Origin of the sequence: Clostridium perfringens, from assembly GCF_016027375.1 — a bacterium.
GTDB classification, from domain to species: domain Bacteria; phylum Bacillota; class Clostridia; order Clostridiales; family Clostridiaceae; genus Sarcina; species Sarcina perfringens.
On the sequence record NZ_CP065681.1, the window covers coordinates 1820261 to 1845744 of the forward strand.

The following is a 25484-nucleotide window of genomic DNA, read 5'->3' on the forward strand; positions in this document are numbered from 1 at the left end:
ACTCCTAAGGGAGTTTCTTTTTTTTACATAAATTTTCTTACTTAAAGAAATAATAATTTTGACTAAAAAAATAGGAGGACTAAAAATGAAATTAAAAAAAACGTTTAAAGTTTTGGCTTTGCTTTTAGGAGTAACTTCAATAATTGCTGGGTGTGGTGCAAACAATTCATCAGCTTTAAAAAAAGTAGATGTTATAGAAAAACAAGTTTATAATTTTGCTTTAGTAAAAGATGACTTTTCTAATGAGGAAAATTATTTTACTGACTTAGCTGTAGATGGATTAGAGAGAATAAAAAAAGAATATGGTGCTAGAATAGAAGTTTTTGATACTAATTCATCAGAGGATTATGAGAAGAGACTTAGAGAAGCAGCTCAAAATAATGACTTAACTTTTGCTTCAGCCTTTAAATTTCTAGAGAGTTTAAATAATGTGGCTAAAGATTATCCAGATAAAAACTTTGCTATAGTAGATACTGTATCAGACCTTCCAAATGTAAAATCTATAGATTTTAAGGATGAAGAAGGTGCATTTCTAATGGGAATAATAGCTGGTAATACTACTAAAACAAACAAGGTAGGTTTTATAGGTGCAATAAAGGAAGAATTAATAGAAACATTTTTATCAGGATTTATGGCTGGACTAAAGGTTTCAAATGAGGAAGCCTATAAAAATATAAGAAAAGGAAATTTAGTTCAGTACATAGGAAACTTTAATGATCAAAAGAAAGCAAATGATATAGCTAAAAAAATGTATGATGAAGGGGCAGATATAATATTTGAATCAGCAGGAGAAGCTGGAAAAGGACTTTTTAAAGCTGCTAAGGAAAAAGGAAAGTATGCTATTGGAGCTGATATTGATTGGGCAGAAAGATTTCCAGAGTATGCTGATGTTATATTATCATCAATGATAAAGAATCTAGATGATGCAGTATATACTACAGCAAAAGAAGTTATAAATAGTGATTTTAAAGCTGGCCCAAAGAATAAAATGGAAATAGGGCTTAAGGATAATGGAATTGAGATAGCTAAGACAACAAGCAATTTAGTTTCTAAAGAAGTTTTAGATAAAGTAGAACAATATAGAACTTCTATTATACAGGGAGAATTTAATGTGCCAAAGACCTTAGATGAGGTTGAAAATTTTAATATTAAGTAAAAGCAATATAAATATGAAGGTTGACAAAAGGTATATAAGTGTGTAATTATAAAGTGAAAATAAAATAAGAGCATTAGGTGCTTAGTAACTTAATAGGGAAAGTTAAAAACTGCAGCCCCCGCTACTGTTGATAAGGACGAGAACAAAAAGCCACTGTGATAAATAGTCATGGAAAGGATTGTTTTAGGATGATTTATTAGCCAGGAGACCTGCCTAGTATGCTATTCTTATTGTTTCGGAGGGAAGCATTATATAAGTTTAAAAGTATGTAAATTATTTTAACTGGTGGGGATAGTTATCCGTACCAGTTTTTTATTTTGAAAAAATATTTACAGAAAGAATGAGTATAAGCTTTTCTAAAGATTAATTAGAAATAGAGATTTCTAATTAAAAATTTTAACTCTATTTAATTAAGGATCAATTATTCTAAGGTTATACAAAGATATTATGTTTTAGTATAATTATGAAAAATTGAAATTATAATTTATGTTTTGTTGGGTATGAAATTTTATTTAATATTAAAAGTATAACTTACTAGTTAATAGATGCCTTATAATGTAGAGAGAAGGAAAATAATATTAATTAGGAGGGTAAAATAATTATGAATTTTACTAAGGAAAAAAAGAGATTAGATGTTAAGAGTTTGTGTTTTTCAGCTATACTTATAGCAATAAGTGTTATATTAGCTAACTTCCCTATATTCTCTAGTATAGCATTAGATTCAATGCCAGCTTTTGTTGGGGGAATAATAATATCACCTGTAGTTGGAGGAATAATAGGACTTTTAGCTCATTTATTTGTAGCTTTAAGAACAGGATTTCCTTTAAGTTTACCAGTACATATTTTAGTAGCATTAGAAATGTTTGTTGTTGTATACATAACATCAATAATATTTAACAGAGGAAAAGTAATTTTAGCAGGAATTGTTGGTACTCTTTTAAATGGAATAGGATTTACTTTTATAACAGGAGTATTTATGTATTTTGTTTTAGGAGGAATGAATCCTGTAGACTTTTTAAAACTTTTAGGATTACCACTTACTTTAGCAAGCTTAGTTAATATAGTTATAGCATTTATAGTAAGTAAGGGATTAAAAAATGCAAATATACAAGTTTAGAGACTTAACTGTATTAGAAAATGAAAAAAATAAACTAGTAATAGCTTGCGATAGTTGTGGTGGAATTGGTGAAAATGAAGGAGACTTTGTAAAAGCCGAAAATGAGATTGTATCATATTTCTCAGCTAGAGTATGTCTTTTTGAGCTTTTAGCTTTTAGGGCAAAACCATTAGTAATAGTTAATAACTTGGGTATGTCTATGAATAATGGAGGAGAAAAAATAATACAAGGAATCAATAGAGCCATAAAAGAGTATAATGCTGAGGACTTTTTCTATGAAAAATCCAATTTATCAGAGTGTGTAACAGGAAGCACAGAGGATAACTTTAAAACTATTCAAACCTTTTTGGGATTAACTATAATAGGAGAAAAAGAAGAAAACTTAAAGGTTAATTTTGAAAAGGGAGATTCCATTTGTTTATTAGGAATACCTAAAGTTGGACAAGAAGTTTTAGAGGATATAAATAATAATATTGGAGAAATCGTTACTTTTAAAGACTTTAAGATTTTAATGGATAATAAGGATGTTAAAGATATATTACCTATTGGATCAAAGGGGATTATTCATGAAATAAGTGAATTAGAAAAGAGTAATAAAATAAGGATAAACTTATCCTATGAAGGTGATTATTTAAGAAAATCAGCAGGACCTGCTACAGCTTTATTATTTATTTTAAGAAATAATTCTTTAGAAGATATAAAGAGAAAAATAAAAACTCCTATAATAAAAATAGGAAATATTATTTAAATTAAATATAAAAATAGTAAGGGCATTTATCAAAGCTTAATAAAACTTAAAAAATATTCTTAAAATCATTAGATTTTCCTAAGAAGTTTTGTAAGTTTTATTAAAAATTATTTTGGTATATGCCTTTCTTTTATAATTAGCTAAAATTTTAAATTATTGAAAAATAATTTTATTTGATGGATAATTATATAAGAAAGGTTAAAAGATAAAAGTAATAGGTTAGAATTAGATAATTTTAGGTGATATATATATGTTAATGGATTTTAATTTGAATTTAACCCAAGAGCAAAAGCTTATTATGACCCAGCAAATGCAACTTTCAATAAAACTTTTGCAAATGTCAACATATGATTTAAGAGAATATATTGAAAAAGAATTTTCAGAAAATCCTGTATTAGAAGCTCAGTATGAGGATATTAAAGAGGTATCAAAAGAGCAAGATAGATTAGAATATAAAGAGTTAGTAAAATATTTAGAGTCAGATAACTATGGTTCTCAAAGTTATGGTGAATATGATGAGGAAGGAATATCACCTTTTACTTTCATAAGTAAGCCAGAATCTTTAACAGATTATTTAGAAGGTCAAATATTAGAACTACCCATAGACGAATATATGAGAAGTGTATGTAGTTATATGGTCGAGTGTTTAGATCAAAAGGGATATTTAGATATAAAAAAAGAAGAATTAATGAATGAGCTAGAGTGTTCTGAAGAGACTTTTAATAGGGCTTTAATAGTTATTCAAAACTTAGAACCTGCTGGTATAGGGGCAAGAGATTTAAAGGAATGCTTAGAAATTCAGTTAGAAAGAAAAGGTGAAAATGACCCTATAGTTAAAGAGATTATAGATAATCATTTAGACGATTTAGCAGATAATAGATATCAAGTTATTGCAAAGGATTTAGACATTACTCCTAAAAAAGCACAAGATTATGGAGATTTAATAAAAACTTTAGAACCAAAACCATCAAGAGGCTTTTACACTGGTGATGAGGTGGGATTTATAATTCCTGATGCGGAAATAAGAAAGATAGATGGAGAATTCCTTATATTAATGAAGGATGGAGTTTTACCTATGCTTTCAGTTAACCCTTTATATAAAGATATATTAAAAGATAGTACTAATGATAAAGAGGCTACAGAGTATGTAAAGGAAAAAATAGATAAAGCTATGTTTTTAATTAAAAGTATAGAACAAAGAAAAAGCACTCTACACAAAGTTCTCCAAAAAATACTTGAAAAGCAAAAGGATTATTTTGAGAAGGGTGAAAAATATTTAAAACCTATGACTTTAAAAGAAATAGCTGAGAAGCTAGAAATGCATGAATCAACTATTTCAAGAGCCATAAGAGATAAGTATATTTTAACTTCCATGGGAACAATAAAGATAAAGGATCTTTTTGTAAACTCAATAAGTAATAAGGAAAAGAGTCATGGAGAAGAAGATGTTACAGTTATAAATATAAAAAAGGCTTTAGAAGAAGTAATTAAGGAAGAGGATAAAAGGAAGCCCTTATCAGATCAAGCCATAAGCGAAATTTTAAAAGAAAAAGGAATGGCTATTTCAAGAAGAACTGTGGCAAAATACAGAGAAGAGTTAGGCATAAAGTCATCTAGCAAGAGAAAAAGATTTTAAAATAGAAAAGAATTTCTATCTTGTGGTAAATGAGGTTATAAAGTGCTTATTTTCAGTGAAAATATAGAGAGACTGGGTAATATCTCTATATTTTTTTATATTTTTTAAAAAAATAAGAAAAAATTTTCTAAAAACCCTTTAATTTTTTCTTAATATGTTTTATAATAAACGTGCGGGACATTTGAGAAGCGAGTGGGACTTAGAGTGTCCAAAGGAGTTGTTAGATTTGCTAGAGATTTTAAAATTGCAAAAGATAATAGTTCCTGAAATGGTAGAACTATTAGTTAAAAGATACAATATAATCAGAACAATTTATTATAATCAGCCAATAGGTAGAAGAGCTTTGGCAAACAATTTAAATTTAGGTGAAAGAATTGTAAGAACAGAAATAGGTTTTTTAAAATCTCAAAACCTTATACAAATAAACACTCCAGGTATGTCTGTAACCCAAGAAGGAGAGTTCATGTTAGAATCTTTAAAGGGATTTATACATGAAATAAAAGGGCTATCTAATCTTGAGAAGCAATTATGTGATATGCTTCATGTAAGAAATGTAATTGTTGTTCCAGGAGATTGCAGTGAGGATGAAAACACTATAAAAGAGCTTGGAAAAGCCGCTGCAAATTATTCTAAGAATATCATTAAAGATGGCTATACTATTGCTGTTACTGGTGGAAGTACTGTAAAAGAAGTTATAGACGAATTACCAGAAATGGCAAACCTAAAAAATGTGTTAGTGGTGCCTGCAAGAGGTGGTATGGGTAAGAAGGTTGAGACGCAGTCAAATACATTAGCTGCAAATTTAGCTAAAAAGTTAAATGGAACCTATAAAATGCTTCATGTTCCTGATAATATAAGCAAAGAAGTAATGGATGCTTTAATGAAGCAGGAAGATATGAAGGAACTTATACAAAATATTAAAAATGCAGATATGCTAATATATGGTATAGGTCAGGCTAAAAAGATGGCTAACAAAAGAGGAGTGCCTAAGGATCAAATAATAAAGTTATTAGATTTAGGTGCTATAGGAGAAGCTTTTGGATGCTACTTTAATGATAAGTCAGAAGTTGTTTATGTAATGCCAACTTTAGGGGTTACAATAAATGATCTTAGAAAAATAAAAAATCACATAGCTGTAGCTGGTGGTAAGAATAAAGCAGAAGCTATTTTAACTACTGTTTATGGCAATGAAAATGCCGTTCTTATTACTGATGAAGGAGCAGCTAATGAAATTTTAAATTTTTTAAATAGAGATGAATAAAAAAATATGAAATCTCTAAAAATAACTTTGTTTAAAATATTTTTAAATATTTTATATATAAAAAACAACATCTTTTAGGAGGTATTTATAATGGTAAAAGTAGCTATTAACGGATTTGGAAGAATAGGAAGATTAGCGTTAAGATTAATGATCGACAACCCTGAGTTTGAGGTTGTAGCAATCAACGACTTAACTGATGCTAAGACTTTAGCACACTTATTCAAATACGATTCAGCACAAGGAAGATTCAATGGTGAAATAGAAGTTAAAGAAGGAGCTTTCGTAGTTAACGGAAAAGAAATCAAAGTAACTGCTAAAAGCAACCCTGCTGAATTACCATGGGGAGAATTAGGAGTAGACGTAGTATTAGAGTGTACTGGATTCTTCGCATCAAAAGAGAAAGCTTCAGCTCACTTAACTGCTGGTGCTAAAAAAGTTGTTATCTCAGCTCCTGCTGGAAACGACCTACCAACAGTTGTTTACAACGTAAACCACGACATATTAGATGGAAGCGAAGATGTTATCTCAGGTGCTTCATGTACTACAAACTGCTTAGCTCCAATGGCTAAAGCTTTAAATGATAACTTCGGATTAAACAAAGGTTTCATGACTACAATCCACGCTTACACTAATGACCAAAACACTTTAGATGCTCCACACAAAAAAGGAGACTTAAGAAGAGCTAGAGCTGCTGCTGCTAACATAGTTCCAAACTCAACTGGAGCTGCTAAAGCTATCGGTTTAGTTATCCCAGAATTAGCTGGTAAATTAGACGGAAACGCTCAAAGAGTACCTGTAATAACTGGTTCATTAACTGAGTTAGTTTGTACTTTAGATAAAAAAGTAACAGTAGAAGAAGTAAACGCTGCTATGAAAGCTGCTTCAAACGAATCATTCGGATACACTGAAGATCCAATAGTATCATCAGACGTTATCGGAATAAGCTTCGGATCATTATTCGATGCTACTCAAACTAAAATAATGGAAGTTGACGGACAACAATTAGTTAAAGTTGCTTCATGGTATGACAACGAAGCTTCATACACTAACCAATTAATCAGAACTTTAAAATGCTTAGTTTCTAAGTAATTTTTAAAATTAAATATTTAGACTGATTATATAAAAGGGTCTGGTTTTATAGTTAAAGCTATGAGGCCAGACTACTTTAACATATAAATGATTTTTGTTTATATTAAAGGTAATTATAAAATATTATTTAAGAGGTGAATATAATGAACTTCAATAAAAAGACTATAGAAGACGTTCAAGTAAAAGGTAAAAAAGTATTAGTAAGATGCGACTTTAACGTTCCATTAAAAGATGGTGTTATAACTGATGAAAACAGATTAAACGGAGCTATGCCAACTATAAAATACTTAGTTGATAACGGCGCTAAAGTAATCCTTTGCTCACATATGGGTAAACCAAAAGGAGAAGCTAAACCAGAATTCTCATTAGCACCTGTAGCTAAAAGATTAAGTGAAATGCTTGGTAAAGAAGTAGTATTTGCTGCTGACGACAACGTTGTTGGAGAAAATGCTAAAAAAGCTGTAGCTGAAATGAAAGATGGAGACGTAGTTTTACTTCAAAATACAAGATACAGAAAAGAAGAAACTAAAAATGGTGAAGAGTTATCAAAAGAATTAGCTAGCTTAGCTGAAATGTTTGTTAACGATGCATTCGGTACTGCTCACAGAGCTCACTGCTCAACAGTTGGAGTAACTGAATACTTAAAACCAGCAGTATGTGGATACTTAATTCAAAAAGAGCTTAAGTTCTTAGGAGATGCTGTAGAAACTCCAGAAAGACCATTCGTTGCTATCTTAGGTGGAGCTAAAGTTTCAGACAAGATAAACGTTATAAACAACCTTTTAGAAAAAGTTGATACTTTAATAATAGGTGGAGGAATGGCTTACACATTCTTAAAAGCTCAAGGATATACTGTAGGAAGTTCATTAGTAGAAGAAGATAAAGTTGAATACGCTAAAGAAATGTTAGCTAAAGCTGAGGAAAAAGGTGTTAAATTATTATTACCTGTAGATCACAGAGTAGCTAAAGAATTCAAAGATGTTGAAGCTGTAGTTACAGAAGATCAAAACATTGCTGAAGGATTCATGGGATTAGATATCGGACCAAAAACTGAAGCTATCTACGCTGAAGCTATAAAAGATGCTAAAACAGTTATCTGGAACGGACCAATGGGAGTATTCGAATTCGAAAACTTCAACAAAGGAACAATAGCTGTTGCTAAAGCTATGGCTGAAGCAGATGCTACTACTATAATCGGTGGTGGAGATTCAGCTGCTGCTGTAAATATCTTAGGATTCGGTGACAAAATGTCTCACATCTCAACTGGTGGTGGAGCTTCATTAGAATTCTTAGAAGGAAAAGTATTACCAGGAATAGCTGCTTTAAACGATAAATAATATTATAAACCTTAAAGTAGATATTTAGATTGAAGTATAAAGATTGTTGTTTTATAAAAAAATAAGACTAAGTTCAATGAAATTTATTTTTCATTGAATCTTAGCCTTATTATGCTAAAAGTTAAGAAAATCTTAGGCTTATTATTTAATATTTTCAAAGCTTTTAGAGAAATAATATATAGTAGGGGATTGAGCCTTATATATATTATTTAATATTTAAAATATTAATAGAGGTGAATATAGATGAGAACTCCAATAATCGCAGGAAACTGGAAAATGCACTATACAATAGACGAGGCTGTTAAATTAGTTGAAGAATTAAAGCCATTAGTTAAAGATGCTAAATGTGAAGTTGTTGTTTGCCCAACTTTTGTTTGCTTAGACGCAGTTAAAAAAGCTGTTGAAGGAACAAACATAAAAGTAGGTGCTCAAAACATGCACTTTGAAGAAAAAGGAGCATTCACTGGAGAAATCGCTCCAAGAATGTTAGAAGCTATGAACATAGATTACGTTATAATTGGACATAGTGAAAGAAGAGAATACTTCAACGAAACAGATGAAACTTGCAACAAAAAAGTTAAAGCTGCTTTCGCACACAACTTAACTCCAATCCTTTGCTGTGGAGAAACTTTAGAGCAAAGAGAAAACGGAACTACTAACGACGTTATAAAAGCTCAAATCACTGCTGATTTAGAAGGATTAACTAAAGAGCAAGCTGAGAAAGTTGTTATAGCTTACGAACCAATCTGGGCTATCGGAACTGGAAAAACTGCTACTTCAGACCAAGCTAATGAAACAATAGCTGCTATAAGAGCTATGGTTGCTGAAATGTTCGGACAAGAAGTTGCTGATAAAGTAAGAATCCAATACGGTGGATCAGTTAAGCCTAACACAATAGCAGAGCAAATGGCTAAATCAGACATCGATGGTGCTTTAGTTGGTGGAGCTAGCTTAGTTGCAGCTGACTTTGCTCAAATCGTAAACTACTAATAAATATTAGTAATTAAATAGTAGCAATAGGCAAGTAATACCAATTGTCTATTGCTATTGTTTTTTAATTAGGTACACATTATAATAAATGTATAAATAGAAATTTAGTTTTTGGAGGGTTATTATGAGTAAAAAACCTGTAATGTTAATGATATTAGACGGATTTGGAATTTCTCCAAACAAAGAAGGTAATGCAGTAGCTGCTGCTAATAAACCAAATTATGATAGATTATTTGCAAAATATCCACACACTGAATTACAAGCTTCAGGATTAGAAGTTGGTCTTCCAGAAGGACAAATGGGTAACTCAGAGGTTGGTCATTTAAATATAGGTGCTGGTAGAATAATATACCAAGAGTTAACTAGAATAACTAAAGAAATAAAAGAAGGAACTTTCTTCACAAACAAAGCTTTAGTTAAGGCTATGGATGAAGCTAAAGAAAATAATACTTCATTACACTTAATGGGATTATTATCAAACGGAGGGGTTCACTCTCACATAGATCACTTAAAAGGTCTTTTAGAGTTAGCTAAGAAAAAAGGACTTCAAAAAGTTTACGTTCATGCTTTCATGGATGGTAGAGACGTTGCTCCATCATCAGGTAAAGAATTCATAGTTGAATTAGAAAATGCTATGAAGGAAATTGGTGTTGGTGAAATAGCTACTATAAGTGGTAGATATTACGCAATGGATAGAGATAACAGATGGGAAAGAGTAGAATTAGCTTATAACGCTATGGTTTTAGGAGAAGGTGAAAAAGCTTCTTCAGCTGTTGAAGCTATAGAAAAATCTTACCATGATAACAAAACTGACGAGTTCGTTTTACCTACAGTAATTGAAGAAGATGGACACCCAGTTGCTAGAATTAAAGATGGAGACTCAGTAATATTCTTTAACTTTAGACCAGATAGAGCTAGAGAAATAACTAGAGCTATAGTTGATCCAGAATTCAAAGGATTTGAAAGAAAGCAATTACACGTAAACTTTGTTTGTATGACTCAATATGACAAAACTTTAGAGTGTGTAGATGTTGCTTATAGACCAGAAAGTTACACAAATACTTTAGGAGAATATGTTGCATCTAAAGGATTAAACCAATTAAGAATTGCTGAAACTGAAAAATATGCTCACGTAACATTCTTCTTTAACGGTGGAGTAGAACAACCAAACACTAATGAAGATAGAGCATTAATAGCTTCACCAAAGGTTGCTACATACGATCTTAAACCAGAAATGAGTGCTTATGAAGTAACTGATGAATTAATAAATAGATTAGATCAAGACAAATATGACATGATAATATTAAACTTCGCTAACCCAGATATGGTTGGACACACTGGAGTACAAGAAGCAGCTGTTAAAGCTATAGAAGCAGTTGATGAGTGCTTAGGAAAAGTAGCTGATAAGGTATTAGAAAAAGAAGGTACTTTATTCATAACTGCTGACCATGGTAATGCAGAAGTAATGATAGATTACTCAACTGGTAAACCAATGACTGCTCATACTTCAGATCCAGTTCCATTCTTATGGGTATCAAAAGATGCTGAAGGAAAATCATTAAAAGATGGTGGAAAATTAGCTGATATAGCTCCAACTATGTTAACTGTTATGGGATTAGAAGTTCCATCAGAAATGACTGGAACATGTCTTTTAAACAAATAATATAAGTTAGTTATATATTTTAAATAGTATTCTTCTTCATGAAGGATACTATTTTTTTATAATAAAATAAGTTTTTAGCTTGTGATTTTATTACTCATATAGGGCTTTATTTTTTTATTAAGTAAGCTCTATAGATAAAGGTTTAATTACTATTTATTTTTATTAATATTCAATATGATTTAAGCTTAAGGCTTTTATCTTTTAAGATTAATATTTATTTTATTAACACTTAAATTTGATTATTAATATTGATGATAAAATAATTTTAATATAAGAAAAGTCAATATGTTAAAAAATATATCTTTATTTTATATTAATAGTAATTTAAATCATTTAATTTGTCTTATTTTTAAAGATTAAAATTAAATAATGGAAGTTTGAAATATTTTCAAAAAACATTTAACAAATAAGGAGTAAAGAGTTATAATATATATAAACAAAACATTAACAAAATGTTAACTATGTTTATAACTCAAAAATTTAAAAGTTTCTTACTTCTATTTGAAGCAACTAACTTTTTAATTTATTTGAGCTAATCAAATAACTTAAAAGGAGTTGAATTTAAATGAAACAGGAAGGAACAACAAAAAAATCATTGACACTTTTTGGATTTTTCGCAATGACAGCCTCCATGGTTATGGCTGTATATGAATATCCTACTTTTGCAACATCTAAATTGCACTTAGTATTTTATCTACTTTTAGGAGGTTTCTTATGGTTTATTCCAGTTGCTTTATGCGCTGCTGAAATGGCAACTGTAGATGGATGGGAAAAAGGTGGAGTTTTCACTTGGACTGGAAAGAACTTAGGTAAAAAATATGGTTTTGCAAACTTATTTTTTGAATTCTTTGAAATAACAGTTGGATTTGTAACCATGATTTATTTCATCCTTGGGGCTTTATCATATGTATTTGACTGGCCAGCACTAAATAGTAACCCAATGATAAAATTTATAGGTGTATTAGTAATCTTTTGGATTTTAGCATTATCTCAATTTGGAGGAACAAAATACACTGCTAAAATAGCTAAAATAGGTTTTATAGTAGGAATACTTTTACCAGCAGCTATTTTAATAATCTTAGCTCTTGTATATATAATTCAAGGAAATTCTATATATATATCAAGTAAAGATACTTTTGTTCCAGACTTTACAAAGGTAAATACCTTAGTTGTATTTGTATCCTTTATATTATCTTACATGGGTGTAGAAGCATCAGCTACTCATGCAAATGAAATGGATAATCCAAAGAAAGAATATCCATTAGCAATGCTTTTATTAGTTATAGTAGCAATTGTTGTTAGTACTTTAGGAGGTCTTGCAATAGCAGCAGTTATTCCTCAAGATCAAATAAATTTAAGTGCTGGGGTAGTTCAAACCTTTGCTGTTTTATTAGGTCACTTTACAGCTAACAATACAATTTTAGTTAAGATAATAGCTTTATTACTTGCCTTTGGTGTAATTGCAGAAGTAAGTTCATGGGTTGTAGGACCAACAAGAGGAATGATTATAGCAGCTGAAGAAGGCGCTATTCCAAAATCATGGGCTAAAACAAATGAACATGATGTACCAGTTTACTTAGTTATAGCACAAGGTATAATTGTTAGTATATGGGATGCTGTTTTAACCTTTGGAGCAGGTGGAAGTAATCTTTCATTTTTAGCAGCAATGTCATTAACAGTTGTAATTTATTTAAGTGGATATATTCTATTCTTTGCAGGATATATAAAAGCTATATTAGGAGAAGGATTAAATGGAGCTTATCAAATTCCTGGTGGAAAACCAGTTAAGATTATAGTAGCCATAATTGGACTTGCAACTTCTATATTTGCATTCTTTATATCTTTTGTTCCACCTACATCAATTGCAGGAAATGCAGTTCAATCACATGAGTACATGTGGATGCTTATTATAAGCTATGTAATATCATTAATATTACCATTTGCTATTTATGATTTATGTCAAAAATACATGCATTCTCATGAAGGAAATATCCATCATGCAGTAGCAGGTCATAAACACTAATTTAAAGAAGGCTGTCCTAAAGAGTTGATAACTCAGCTTGTTTAGGAGAGCCTTTTTTATTTAGTTATAACTTAAGTTTATATAAATTATTTCTGCAAAATAATATTAAAGTAAAATTTTAAAATTAATTTATAAATTCCTTTATAAGTGTAAATAATAAAACTAGAATTTAAATTACTTAATTACAGAGGACAAGGAGAATAAAAAATGAGCAAGAAAAAAACTTTAAATGGAATACAACAAAGTATGAAACAGCACAATGCTGAATCTTCAAATTCAAAAACTGGATTTAATGAGAGAAGTAATACAGCTAAAGAACCAGGAATAGCAAATACAAAAGGACTTTAAAATTAGAAAAATGAGCTTTTAAATAGCTCATTTTTCTTTTAAGGAATTTAAATTATTAAATAGTATTTGAATTTAAAAAACAAAATTTTATAAAAATTTTTTTGGGAGTATTAATTATTAATATTATAGTTAATTCATAATAAAACACTATTGTATTAAGTATAATGAACATTTGCTTATTAAATTATAAATTTTATAGGTATTTAAGGATTATTTTTCTAAAAAGATGAAAAGTGATAATCATTTTCAATAAATGTGATTTAAATCATATTTTTAATATAAAAAATAGATTAAAATTAAAGCATAAAATTTATTAGAAAAGTAAAGAATAAAAAATAATTGAGTATTAACTTGAATTTTCTTAAGGAGGAATTTAAAGATGAAACAATATATTGAAATAATTGACGTGGTAGCAAGACAAATTTTAGATTCAAGATGCTTCCCAACAGTAGAGGTTGAAGTTTATTTAGAAGATGGAACAGTTGGAAGAGCAGCAGTACCTTCAGGAGCTTCAACAGGGATATATGAAGCTGTTGAATTAAGAGATGGAGATAAAGATAAATACCTAGGAAAAGGTGTTGAAAAGGCAGTAGCAAATGTTAATGATACAATTGCAGAAGAAATAATAGGATTAAATGTATTAGATCAAGCTTACATAGATAAAACTCTTATAGAGTTAGATGGAACTAAAAATAAAGGTAAATTAGGAGCTAACGCAATCTTAGGAGTTTCTTTAGCAGTAGCTCAAGCAGCAGCTAACTATTTAGGAATGCCTTTATACCAATACATTGGAGGAGTAAATGCTAAAGTTTTACCAGTTCCAATGATGAACATAATAAACGGAGGAAGTCATGCTGATAACTCAGTAGATATCCAAGAGTTTATGATTATGCCAGTAGGATTTGATTGCTTTGAAAGAGCTGTAAGAGCTTGTGCAGAAGTTTATCATGCATTAAAGAAAACTTTAAATTCAAAAGGATACTCAACTGGTGTTGGTGATGAGGGTGGATTTGCTCCAAACTTAAAATCAAATGCAGAAGCAATAGAAGTTATCTTAGAAGCTATTGAAAAAGCAGGTTATGAGCCAGGAAAAGAATTCTTCATAGCAATAGATGCAGCTTCATCTGAGTACTACAAAGATGGAAAATATGTTTTAGAGCATGAAGGAAAAACTTTAACAGCTGCTGAAATGGTTGACTTCTTTGAAGATTGGGTTAACAAATATCCAATAATCTCAATAGAAGATGGTATGGCCGAAGAAGACTGGGAAGGTTGGAAGCTAATGACTGAAAGACTTGGTAAAAAAGTTCAATTAGTTGGTGATGACCTATTCGTTACAAATACAGAAAGATTAAAAACTGGTATAGAAAAAGGAATTGCTAACTCAATTCTAATAAAACTTAACCAAATAGGAACATTAACAGAAACATTAAATGCTATAGAAATGGCTAATAGAGCAGGATATACAGCTGTTGTTTCTCATAGATCAGGAGAAACTGAAGATACAACTATAGCAGACTTAGTTGTTGCAGTTAATGCAGGTCAAATAAAAACTGGTGCTCCGGCTAGAAGTGAAAGAGTAGCTAAATACAACCAATTAATCAGAATAAATGAAGAATTAGGTGAAGTAGCTGAATACAGAGGAAGAAATGCATTTTTCAACCTTTCAAAATAATTATATTAAAAGATAAAAAATAAAATTTTATAAATAAAAAACCTCTAAGCTTTCTTAGGGGTTTTTTGCTTTCGTATATTTATAAGTTAGTTTTATATTAGAAATTAGTCCTACATTAGAAATTACTTCTATATTAAAATTTAGTTTTATAGTATTTTTTTATATTGAAAAAATAGAAATTTTTATTTGAATAAATAAAGCTAAATAATATGGAATATGAGAAAAAAATAATTAGGTTATTTTAAGTCTTATAACTTTAGTGGAACATAAATATTTTTTAGGTTGTCATGACTTTAAAAGTTTAAGATTTATTAAAGCTATATTAATTATAAATAGCAACTTATATATTGATTATTCTTAAATAATATACTCGTAAATGATAACAAATAAAATAGTAAAAAAGAAAAAGTAAAAATAACAAAAGGTGGGTATAAAAAATAAATAGCTTTAATAAATAAAAAGAAAATTGAATTTTTTATTTTAAATAGAGGCTATAACAAAAGGGAAGTAACATTTAGTAATTGTATATTATATAATAATAAAAAACGATAAAATAATTTTAACTATTGAAAATAATACATTAATAAAGTAATATAGGAAAAAAGAAAATATTAAATAATCCTTTGAAGAGGAGTAAGTAGTTAAGCTTAGTTTCAATAAAGAGAGTCAATGGTGGTGGAAATTTGGCAAGAAAGAGTTTAGTGAATGGACCTTGGAGGAATAAAATGAAATCTCTTTAAGAGAAAGTAGTGGAATGGTGTGCTGCACCTTATAGCAGATAGAGTATGTTAGTACTTGAAAATGAGAGATATTAGTAAGTATTTTAAGTTTAAAACCCTAGCTAGGTCTATTTAGTTATAATTAAAATACAATACTAATATAAATTAGGTGGTATCGCGGATTCAACTTCGTCCTATTTTTAGGGCGGAGTTTTTTTATTTGTTACAAATAAAACTAGAAATTATTTGGCTAAGGAGTAACACCATATATTTAGCTGAATGGTAAAGTTTATATTTTTAGCTAAAAAGAAAAAGCTTACATTTAGCTAAAGAGTAAAATCTTATAGAACTAAGAATATACAGGTAAGTTTAAAAATAGTTTTGATTTTTAAATGTTCTTTAGATAAGTAAACATAGTTTCATATAAATAGAAAGCTTTAAAAATTAATAAAGGTTTTTATTGTTTTTATGATACAGAATTTTTAAAAGAGGGAGCAATATACTTCTTAATTAGTAAACCTACTTAGCATTTTTATTACTAAACTTTTGGTACACTCACTTAAAATCTATAAACAGTAGTAAACCTACTTATTATTTTTAGGATGTATTGATTATTTTATGAATCAAGGAGCTTTAAAAAGTAATAAATCTATTTATTATTTTATTACTATAATCTAATAAATATTATGTTTTAGTCTTAGTTAGGGATTTAATTAGGGATTATGACCTTATTAAGAATGATAATTGAGTTTAAATTTGATAGGGGGAGTTAAATATGAAATGAAGTTTAAAAAATCAATATGAAAATAATATAGAAAATTTAAAGTTAAAAACTCCCTTGAGGAGGAAATGGATTATTAGGAGGATTTTAAAATGAATGTAAGAAATAATACAAAACTTATAACAATAAATGCTTTATTATTAGCCATAGGAGTAATATTACATCAAATAACACCAATATTAGGCTTGCCAATGCAATCAGACTTTGCTCTTACTATGTTATTTATAATAATTATATTAAATGATAACTTTAAGATAACTATGGTTTCAGGAACTTTAATGGGGATATTTACAGCTATGACAACTAAGTTTCCAGGTGGACAATTACCTAACGTAGTAGATAAGATTTTTACTGCACTTATAGTATTTTTATTTATAGCTTTAATAAAAAAATCTAATATATTAGGAAGATTATCAGTAGAAAAGAGAAATAATATATTAATTGCAATTGTTTTACCTTTAGGAACTTTAGTAAGTGGAATTTTGTTTTTAGGAACTGCTAAAATAATTGTAGGACTTCCAGCAAGTTTTTCAATACTATTTTTAACTGTTGTAGTGCCTTCAATTGCTTTAAATACAGTTATAGGACTAGTATTATATAGAATTGTAGAAAAGTCTCTAAGAAGAGCCTCTTATAGTATAAGAGGATAGAAATTTAGATAAATTATATAATAATAGGAAGATGGGGAAAATATATATAAGAAAAGTAGTCAAACTATATAATATGCATTGTTTTATAAAAGTGTGATAGTCAAGGATATAAATATTGTAAATTTTTCATTGGTGTGATATGATAATTGCATGGAATTATGCAACTATACAAAGCTTAGGAGGTTTTCTTATGAACACAATTTTAGTAGTGGTCCAAACTATTTTAGCTATAGTAATTTTGGTTTCAATAATGATGCAACCAAGTAAAGCAGATGCCTTAAGTGGATTAATCCAAGGAAGTCAAGATAGCTTCTTCTCAAGAAATAAAGGTAGAACAAGAGAAGCTAGACTTATAAAAGTTACTATCTTTGCATCTGTATTATTTGCTATAAATACATTAGCTATAAATTTAGTTAAATAGTTATTTTTTGGCCACCCATATAATTAGGGTGGCTTTTAAATTATATTGGATTGATTAAAAATTCATATTTAACATTTTACAAGAATGGTTTTAGATTAATATTGGATTGAATTTCCTTAATCAAAGAGAGGATTTAAACATATCATATTAGTAGGATGATAAATCAATGTTTCCTGGCAGTATCTTAGATAATTAGGTGAGTTAATCCATTAGAATTTAAGAGAAACAGGCTTTGAGCTAAAATATAAAAGTTGCATTTAAATCTATATATAGAACGGAGGAAAAAGCATGAAAATAAAAGATATAATTTTAGGTCTTATGAAAGAAGAAGCATACAGACCAATGACAATGTTAGAATTATCAAAGATATTTAACATAAATAAAGCTGAATATAAACAATTTAAAAAAGTTTTTAAGGCATTAGAGGCAGAGGGCTTAATAGCTAGAGATGAGGAAGATAGATTTGGCTTAATAGATAAAGTAAGTTTAATACCTGGAAAAATCCAAATACATCAAAAAGGCTTTGGTTTCTTAATACCAGATGAAGAAGGTGTAACAGATGTATTTATACCTAAGAATGCTTTAAATGGCGCTATGAACGGAGATAGAGTATTAGGTAAGGTTGTAAAGGAAAGCCAAGAAGGCAAAAGACGTGAAGGTGAAATAGTAAGAATAACTGAGAGAGTTAACACAAAGGTAATAGGAATATATGAAGATAATAAGAGTTTTGGATTTGTACTTCCACAGGATCAAAGAATTCAAAATGATATATTCATATCTAAGAAGGATAGAAATGGAGCTAAAAAAGGCAATGTAGTTGTTGTTGAAATAACTAAGTGGCCAGATGGTAGAAGAAAGAATCCAGAAGGAGTAGTAGTAGAAATACTAGGAAACAGAGGAGATTTAGGTTTAGATATTATAACTGTAATTAAGAAATATGCTCTTCCAGAAGAATTCCCTCCACAAGTTTTAGCCTTTGCAGAAGAAATTTTAGAGGAAATCCCAGAGTCAGAAATTAAGAGAAGAACAGACTTAAGAGATTTAAAAATGGTTACTATAGATGGTGAAGATGCTAAGGACTTAGATGACGCTGTATCTATAGAAAGACTTCCAAATGGAAACTATAAATTAGGAGTTCACATTGCAGATGTAACTCACTATGTAAAAGAAAATAATCCTTTAGATAAAGAGGCCTTTAAAAGAGCTACTTCTGTTTATTTAGTTGATAGAGTTATTCCTATGCTTCCTAAAAAGTTATCAAATGGAATATGTTCATTAAATCCACAGGTAGACAGACTTGCCTTAACTTGCTTTATGGAAATAGATAATAAAGGAAATGTGGTTAACCATTCAATACATGAAAGTGTAATTAAAACTAATGAGAGAATGACATACACTGATGTAACTAAGATTTTAAGAGATAATGATAAAGAGTTAATTGAAAGATATAAAGATTTAGTAGATGACTTTAAGGCTATGGAAGAGTTATGCAAAATCTTAAATAATAGAAGAATGGGAAGAGGAGCTATTGACTTTGAATTTGCAGAGAGCAAAATAATCTTAGATGAAAAAGGAAAGCCAATAGATATAAAACCATATGAAAGAGCTATAGCAAACAGAATCATAGAAGAATTTATGCTAGTATGTAATGAAACTATAGCAGAATATATGAATAAGGCTGAAATACCTTTTGTATATAGAATACATGAGGAGCCAGATAATGAAAAACTTCAAAGATTTAAAAACTTTGCATATAGCTTAGGATATTCATTTAACTTTGGAGAACTTATTGAACCTAGAGATTTACAAAAGGTTGTTGAAGAAGTTAAGGGCAAAAATGAAGAGATGGTAATAAACACATTACTTTTAAGAAGTATGATGCAAGCTAGATATTCTCCAGACTGTGCAGGTCACTTTGGATTAGCAGCTGAATACTACTGTCACTTTACTTCACCAATTAGAAGATATCCAGACTTACAAATTCATAGAATAATAAAAGAATATATAAATAAGAAGATTGATCCTAAGAGAGCTAAGAGACTTTTAAGCATTGTTGATTCTGCCTCTAAGCAATCTTCAGAAATGGAAAGAATAGCTCAAGAAGCTGAAAGAGAAACAAATGATCTTAAGAAAGCTGAATATATGAAAGATAGAATTGGAGAAATATTTGATGGTATTATTTCTTCAGTTACTGGATTTGGAGCCTTTGTTGAACTTCCAAATACTGTGGAAGGTCTTGTCCATGTAACAAGCTTTAGAGATGATTATTACATCTATGATGAAGAAAACCTTCAATTAATAGGTGAAAGAACTAAGAAGGTTTATAAACTTGGAGAAAAGGTTAAGGTTCTTTGCTCAAGAGTAGAAATGGATACTAGAGAAGTTTATTTTGAAATAGTTGAGGATAAGTACACTATTGAGGAAAAGGAAGCTGAAACTGAAGAGAGAGAGAATTTACTTGATGAAGTAAAAAAAGAGCTTGAAGCAGAGGGAAAGGTTGAAATAATAGAACCAAGAGAAGAAACTGCTGAGGAAGAGCTTTAATAATAGGAAGATAAAAAACTTATAGATAGATTTCGAGAATTACTACATTTCATTAAGAATTTATAGTAGTCACTTCAAGTAAGTTACTAAAACCTGAAAACTTGCTGCGCTTCGGACATTCAGGTTTATTAACGTAACTTACTTTACGTGACTACTTAAATTCTAAAATTCATGTAGATATTCTCTACATTCTATCTATAAGTTTTATTAATATCTATATAATTTCTTAAGGTCTAAAACTTATATAGATATTTTCTATATTATATTTATAAGGTTTATTAATTTCTTCATATGTTTAAAGGCTTTTAGGAGATAAACTTGTATAATAGGATAAAATCTAAAATTAGACTATTTATTAGCTTATTAAATATTAGAATAATTCACATAGAAAATTAGTATGTTTAATAGTTATTTAGTTAAAGAGTAAGGTGATTTGAAACTTTTTATATGGAAAAGTATAGAGGGATATGATAACGTGATTTGAAGATTTTATGGTTTTATGGGGCGGATATAGGGGCTTATTAGCTTAAGGTTAATAAGTACAGTTTTGTGAATTTACATTTAAATAGTAAATATGTTAAAATAATAAGCAAAGAAAAGAAATAAGAGGCGTTTTGCTTTGGGTAAGTAAAATTGCTTTTAATATAACCATAGTAGGTGAGAAGTATGGCAAAGAGAAAAGACAATAAGACATTAGCAGAGAATAGGAAAGCTAGACATGATTACTTTGTTGATGAGGCTATGGAAGCAGGTATAGCTTTAGTTGGAACAGAGGTTAAGTCTATTAGAAACGGAAGAGTTAACTTAAAGGATTGTTATGCAGATATAAATAATGGAGAGATATTTATAAATAATATGCATATAAGTCCTTATGAGCAAGGAAACATTTTTAATGTTGATCCTTTAAGAAAAAGAAAATTACTTCTTCATAAAAGTGAAATTCAAAGATTAATAGGAATAGTTCAACAACAAGGGGTTGCTTTAATACCACTTTCTTTATATTTAAAGAATGGAAGAGTTAAGGTTAACTTAGGTGTTTGTAGAGGTAAGAAAAACTACGACAAGAGAGATACAATGCTTGAAAAGGCTCATAAGAGAGAGATGGATAGACAACTTAAGGAAAGAAATAGATATTAGTTTCTTTTCTAGAAGGTACTTAGAAGAAAAAGTTATTATTTTAATTTTAAAACTTTATCTTTTAAGTACCTTTTTTATATTTAAGTCAAGTAACTTTTGTTTATTATTAATTTATAAAGTTTTAGATTAAATTAGGTTATTATATGTTTTTATTAACTTATGTAAAGGAGAAATTTTATAAGGGGGAAGGAGGTTAAAGTTTAGAGAGGTAGTAATTTAGGAAAATACAAGTTAAAAGGAGGCAGTATTTATAAATTAAAAATAGTTAGTGCCTTAGGAAAAACTTGAAAATTAAAAATATACAAGACTTTAAGTAAGAATAAATTTTAAAATACTGGGTTAGGAAGTTAGCATATAATATAAAAATAGTTACAATTAATGTAATTAATATAAATAGGCATTTTAAAATTATAATATAAAAATTAATATAGGGGTGTTTTAATGAGAGTTTTAAAAGGGGTAATTTTAGCTATGATTCCAGTAGTCTTGTTTGTGGGATGTGGAGAGCTTTCTAAAAAGGATGTTGTAAAGGTGAGTTTTGAGCCGCTTTCAGAAAAAGAGGAGCAGATTTTAAGTTTAACTGACAATAGAGTTTTTTTCTATAATGTGAAAAATATTTCTAAAGGTAAGGGGTATAAGATTGATTTAAATTATGAGGTTTATAAAGAGGGGAAAGAAGTTAAAAATGAGCCTATTTTAACAAGTGTAAGTGAAACCTATGAAAAGGGGAAAGAGAATATAACCTTAGGGATAAACTTTAAAGAGGATAATAGTATAAATTGTCTTTTAGGAGGAGAGGGAGTTTATAGTCATCATAATTACAAGGCTGAGGAAAATATAAAGGACTATTTAAGTGCTAATTTTGCTGGAGATTATGATTTAGAGCTTGAAAAAGGAAAGAGAGTTTGTCTTTATTATGCAACTTCAGGAAATGGAATTAGTAGTAATGTTATAGGAATGGACATGGATTCAGAGGAAATAAAAGAAGCTATTAATAAAAGTAAGGACTGTATTTTCTTAAGTATAAGTGTAGAGGATTATAGTGAGTAGTTTATAAATTTATTTTAGAGATTAAAATAAATCTAAAAGAGTAAATGTTCCTTATAAAAGTTAGTAGTTTATAAATAGAATTTAGAGCCTTAATAAAGTTAGGATAGAAACTAAGTATTATTAAGGCTCATATTTTAAACTTCTTATATAATATTTTTCTATAGAAATTTAAAAGGAAGTATAATTAAAAATTAATAGTTAAAAAATTAATCAGTATAAATTTATATTAACTCTTAAAATTTTAAAATTAATAGGTGTAATTTTTAAGATTTAAGAGTTTTTTAGAGTGATTCTAAATCTATGAAAAAATTAATTAGAATAATTTTTAGCTTTTCACTTTAAAAGTTAGTTTTGTATATTATGAATCTCTAATAACTCACTAAACTTTGAGAAAAACTTTAAGTTTGTAAGCATTTCATCCTTAAGGGCCATTTCTTTTAAGGAATCACAATAGTTAAAGGCTCTTTCTAAATAATAAAAGGCATTATCAAAATCTTTCTTTAAGGAGTAAGCTCTTGCTTTATAGTAAAAGGCCATAAAGTTATAGGGTGATATGGCAAGTGCCTTGTTTAAATTGTTTAAGGCTTTATCATAGTGACCTAAGCAAAGAAGTACATTTGCATATTCACAATAAGAAGCATCATTTTCTTGGTCTATTTCTAAGGATTTCTCATACATTTTAGAACTATTTTTTAAGTCATTTAAAAGAAAGTAACATTCTCCTAATCTTTTATAGGCAGAGGCATTATTTTTTTCAATTGAAACAAAATCTTGAAGATATTTAGTAGCAAGAAGATAATCACCCTTTTCAAAAGCGCAATATGCCTTTCCAGATAAGGCATTTTTAAAATAAGGATTAAATTCTAATGCTTTATCAAAACACTCCTCAGCTTTAGAGTATTCCCCTATTTCAATATAAGAGAAGCCTTTATTGTTTAAAGCAAAGGTATCTATAGGATTTAAGTTTAAGGCTCTTTCTGAAAAATCTATGGCTCTATGATAAAGTTTTAGATTGTAATATACAAATGAAATATTATTGTATAGCTCATAATTAGGTTCTTTAAGCTTTTTTATTGCCTCTATGGAAAGTTCATAGGCTGCATCAAAATCTTTTTGTTTTGATAGTACTAAAATTTTATTATTGTAGAAAAATAGAGGATCTAATTTTGCTGAATACTTGTCTAAAAGATAAAGAGCATGTTTAAATTTCCCTAGAGAGACATATTTCCTTATTTGTTTTTCTGGCAGAAAATTATCTGACTCGATTAAATATAAAATTATAATTATGGATAAAATACATATAAGTATTATTATTAATGATTGAAATGAAGTCATATTTATCTCTCCTAAATATTCTTCTACTATTATTATATAAAGAATTACTAAAAAGGATTACATGAATAATAAGAATACTGTATAATAAAATTAGATAGCAATAGGTTTTCCTATTATGATATAATATAGGAAGTTAATACTATAAATTAATAGTAAGAAAGGATGTAACCAAATGGAACTATTAAAAGATAAGATAAAAAAAGAAGGTAGAGTTACAGAAGATAATATTTTAATGGTTGATTCTTTTTTAAATCACCAAATGGATGTAGAATTTTTTAACGAAGTAGGAAAAGAATTTAAAGATAGATTTAAAAATGATCAAATAGACAAAATCCTTACAATAGAATCAACAGGAATAGGATTAGGAATAATAACTGCTCAATACTTTGATAATGTACCAGTTGTTTTTGGTAAGAAAATAGAAAGATTACCAAGAAACAAGAGAGAAGAGGTATTTAACTCAGAGGTTTATTCATTCACTAAAAAAACAATATACAATGTTGTTGTTGATAAGAAATTCATAAAACCAGGAGAAAAAATCCTTATAGTTGATGATTTCTTAGCAAATGCATGTGCAGTTTTTGGATTAATAGATGTTGTTAAACAAGCTGGAGCTGAAGTTGTTGGAGTAGGAATAGTTATAGAAAAAGGATTCCAAAGCGGAAGAGCTCACTTAGAAGACAAAGGAATAAGAGTTGAATCTCTAGTTACTATAGATAAGATAGAAGATGGAGAAGTTTACTTTAAATAATTTTTTTAAGATTATTTTTATTAGCTAAATAGGGCTAAAAAGTAACACCTTAAGCCTAAAGAGAGCAAAAGATAAGAAATTTTAATTTAGGTAAAATTAACCATTGATATTTTAAGTAGAATTAGGTATTATATAAATTGTCTGTTTTAGAATGTTAAAAGTTAATTAATTAGTCAAGGAATTTATCTCTTACAAACAAAAATATATGTCCCTTGACTAAATTAATTAATTAATATATAATGAGAACATAAGTTTGATTAAAACTTTTGAATTTAAAAATTGAATATGGAATTTTTAGCGTTTAGACCATATTATTATCTCATACATGGGGGCGTTTTGGCTTCGACGGGGGTAAGATGGGTTTGATAAGCGAGTCGAGGGAAGCATGGTGCCTCGATAATAAAGTATGCATTAAAGATAAACGCAGAAGATAATTTTGCATTAGCAGCTTAATTTAGCGCTGCTCATCCTTCCTCAATTGCCCACGGTTGAGAGTAAGGGTGTCATTTAAAAGTGGGGAACCGAGCCTAGCAAAGCTTTGAGCTAGGAACGGAATTTATGAAGCTTACCAAGGAGAAAGTTTGTCTGTGGACGTTCTCTGAGGGAATTTTAAAACACAAGACTACACTCGTAGAAAGTCTTACTGGTCTGCTTTCGGACACGGGTTCGACACCCGTCGCCTCCACCATATAAAAACCCACGAAAATTATTTTGTTTAATTTTCGTGGGTTATTTTAATGTCATAAATTCATTATAAAATTTAAGGTTAGCATTTAAAAGTTCAGTTATATACCACCGTTTAACTTTCTATCATATAATTACTCTTAACTTATAGCATATCTATATTAAGGAATGTAATATAAAAAAGATGTTAAAAAGATATTAAAACAAGATAATGTAAAAAATAATCATATAGGATTTTATTAATGAGGCAATTATTTATAAAAGACACGTTAAAGTTTTATTTAATGTGTCTTTTTATTTGTTTAAAATTCTGTAGGAATTAGATTGTAAGTAGAATTAAAAGGTATAACTTAAAATAATAAAGAAATT

At 28.8% G+C, this 25484-nt stretch carries 19 protein-coding genes, 1 other RNA gene and 1 riboswitch; of the genes, 19 read left to right on the top strand and 1 reads right to left on the bottom strand.

What is annotated here, in order from left to right:
- Positions 1–85: 85 nt before the first annotated feature.
- The 17 genes from I6G60_RS08830 to I6G60_RS08910 all read left to right on the top strand — a co-directional run bounded on the left by I6G60_RS08830 (position 86) and on the right by I6G60_RS08910 (position 22345).
- Positions 86–1156, top strand: coding sequence for a BMP family lipoprotein (locus I6G60_RS08830; RefSeq protein ID WP_003470182.1), 1071 nt, complete (start codon positions 86–88; stop codon positions 1154–1156).
- A 58-nt stretch (positions 1157–1214) separates the two neighbouring features.
- Positions 1215–1387, top strand: a riboswitch (cobalamin riboswitch).
- 370 nt (positions 1388–1757) lie between these two features.
- A complete protein-coding gene (locus tag I6G60_RS08835) occupies positions 1758–2273 on the top strand; it encodes an ECF transporter S component (protein WP_003450471.1) in 516 nt (171 codons plus the stop codon).
- Positions 2254–3021 carry a hypothetical protein gene (locus tag I6G60_RS08840; RefSeq protein ID WP_011590748.1) on the top strand — a complete coding sequence of 256 codons (768 nt, stop codon included), beginning with the start codon at positions 2254–2256 and terminating at the stop codon, positions 3019–3021. Before I6G60_RS08835 ends, I6G60_RS08840 begins: the two co-directional genes overlap by 20 nt.
- A gap of 250 nt (positions 3022–3271) precedes the next feature.
- Positions 3272–4657 (top strand): RNA polymerase factor sigma-54, encoded by a 1386-nt coding sequence (gene rpoN, locus I6G60_RS08845; RefSeq protein WP_011590747.1) that lies wholly within the window; start codon positions 3272–3274, stop codon positions 4655–4657.
- Positions 4658–4883: 226 nt separating this feature from the next.
- Positions 4884–5918, top strand: coding sequence for a sugar-binding transcriptional regulator (locus I6G60_RS08850; protein WP_003450474.1), 1035 nt, complete (start codon positions 4884–4886; stop codon positions 5916–5918).
- Between the two features lie 90 nt (positions 5919–6008).
- Positions 6009–7007 carry a type I glyceraldehyde-3-phosphate dehydrogenase gene (gene gap / locus I6G60_RS08855; RefSeq protein WP_003460339.1) on the top strand — a complete coding sequence of 333 codons (999 nt, stop codon included), beginning with the start codon at positions 6009–6011 and terminating at the stop codon, positions 7005–7007.
- Positions 7008–7150: 143 nt separating this feature from the next.
- Entirely contained in the window at positions 7151–8344 is a 1194-nt protein-coding gene (locus I6G60_RS08860; RefSeq protein ID WP_003450483.1) for a phosphoglycerate kinase, read from the top strand.
- 243 nt (positions 8345–8587) lie between these two features.
- On the top strand, positions 8588–9334 hold the full coding sequence (gene tpiA / locus I6G60_RS08865; protein ID WP_003450470.1) for a triose-phosphate isomerase: 747 nt from the start codon (positions 8588–8590) through the stop codon (positions 9332–9334).
- 124 nt (positions 9335–9458) lie between these two features.
- The gene (gene gpmI, locus I6G60_RS08870; RefSeq protein WP_011590746.1) at positions 9459–10997 is read left to right on the top strand and encodes a 2,3-bisphosphoglycerate-independent phosphoglycerate mutase; all 1539 of its coding nucleotides are present in this window, start codon (positions 9459–9461) and stop codon (positions 10995–10997) included.
- Between the two features lie 565 nt (positions 10998–11562).
- Positions 11563–13020 (top strand): glutamate:gamma-aminobutyrate antiporter, encoded by a 1458-nt coding sequence (gadC, locus tag I6G60_RS08875; protein ID WP_111744229.1) that lies wholly within the window; start codon positions 11563–11565, stop codon positions 13018–13020.
- Positions 13021–13227: 207 nt separating this feature from the next.
- Positions 13228–13368, top strand: coding sequence for a hypothetical protein (locus I6G60_RS08880; RefSeq protein ID WP_003450461.1), 141 nt, complete (start codon positions 13228–13230; stop codon positions 13366–13368).
- Positions 13369–13747: 379 nt separating this feature from the next.
- On the top strand, positions 13748–15043 hold the full coding sequence (gene eno / locus I6G60_RS08885; protein WP_003460354.1) for a phosphopyruvate hydratase: 1296 nt from the start codon (positions 13748–13750) through the stop codon (positions 15041–15043).
- Between the two features lie 1592 nt (positions 15044–16635).
- Positions 16636–17193 carry a tryptophan transporter gene (locus I6G60_RS08890; RefSeq protein ID WP_111744228.1) on the top strand — a complete coding sequence of 186 codons (558 nt, stop codon included), beginning with the start codon at positions 16636–16638 and terminating at the stop codon, positions 17191–17193.
- Between the two features lie 190 nt (positions 17194–17383).
- Positions 17384–17614: a preprotein translocase subunit SecG gene (gene secG, locus I6G60_RS08895; protein WP_003477916.1), complete on the top strand. Its 231-nt coding sequence runs from the start codon at positions 17384–17386 to the stop codon at positions 17612–17614.
- A 288-nt stretch (positions 17615–17902) separates the two neighbouring features.
- Positions 17903–20158 carry a ribonuclease R gene (gene rnr / locus I6G60_RS08900; RefSeq protein ID WP_110034774.1) on the top strand — a complete coding sequence of 752 codons (2256 nt, stop codon included), beginning with the start codon at positions 17903–17905 and terminating at the stop codon, positions 20156–20158.
- A 666-nt stretch (positions 20159–20824) separates the two neighbouring features.
- A complete protein-coding gene (smpB, locus tag I6G60_RS08905; RefSeq protein ID WP_003456486.1) occupies positions 20825–21295 on the top strand; it encodes an SsrA-binding protein SmpB in 471 nt (156 codons plus the stop codon).
- 441 nt (positions 21296–21736) lie between these two features.
- Positions 21737–22345 (top strand): hypothetical protein, encoded by a 609-nt coding sequence (locus tag I6G60_RS08910; RefSeq protein WP_025648011.1) that lies wholly within the window; start codon positions 21737–21739, stop codon positions 22343–22345.
- 345 nt (positions 22346–22690) lie between these two features.
- Here I6G60_RS08910 and I6G60_RS08915 read toward each other — a convergent pair whose 3' ends face one another.
- Positions 22691–23680, bottom strand: coding sequence for a tetratricopeptide repeat protein (locus I6G60_RS08915; protein ID WP_110016230.1), 990 nt, complete (start codon positions 23678–23680; stop codon positions 22691–22693).
- Positions 23681–23852: 172 nt separating this feature from the next.
- Between I6G60_RS08915 and I6G60_RS08920 the strand changes: the two genes are divergently transcribed.
- The gene (locus I6G60_RS08920; RefSeq protein ID WP_003465824.1) at positions 23853–24431 is read left to right on the top strand and encodes a xanthine phosphoribosyltransferase; all 579 of its coding nucleotides are present in this window, start codon (positions 23853–23855) and stop codon (positions 24429–24431) included.
- A gap of 327 nt (positions 24432–24758) precedes the next feature.
- Positions 24759–25119, top strand: a transfer-messenger RNA (tmRNA) gene (gene ssrA / locus I6G60_RS08925).
- Positions 25120–25484: the final 365 nt, after the last annotated feature.